Source organism: Chrysanthemum yellows phytoplasma, from assembly GCF_000803325.1.
In the GTDB taxonomy this organism is placed as follows: Bacteria; Bacillota_I; Bacilli_A; order Acholeplasmatales; family Acholeplasmataceae; genus Phytoplasma; species Phytoplasma asteris.
Map to the genome: position 1 here is coordinate 1 of NZ_JSWH01000251.1, position 387 is coordinate 387.

The window sequence follows — 387 nt, forward strand, 5'->3', positions numbered from 1 at the left end:
GATGGGTGCTTTGTTGGGGGAGTTGGTAGCTTCTTCTTTATTTTCTGTGTAAGTTCCTTTATTGGGGGTATAGTTAGGTTTGTAAGAGGTTGGGGTTGGTATTTGTTCTTCTTGGGGCTCTTTTCTGTTTTTAAATGCTACTGCAACAACTACACAAACAACTCCAGTAGAAATAAAAATAAGTAATAAAATAGTCCATAAAGTATAATTAGGTTGTTTTTTATTTTGATACATTTGTGTCTCCTTTGGGTTTAATAGGGCACAAAAAAATCTCCCTTACCTTTATTTTACTCTTTTTTTTTTGAGTAAAAAACGTTAAAAATAATGTAATTATTGATTTTTTTGTTATTTTTTTAATGTATTAAAGTTTAAATATTTAAATAAATG

The 387-nt window shown here is 28.4% G+C and carries 1 protein-coding gene; it reads right to left on the reverse strand.

Going from position 1 to position 387, the window contains the following annotated elements:
• On the reverse strand, positions 1 to 234 hold a 234-nt coding region (locus OL66_RS03550), incomplete at its 3' end, for a hypothetical protein (protein WP_034172503.1).
• Between the last annotated feature and the right edge of the window lie 153 nt (positions 235 to 387).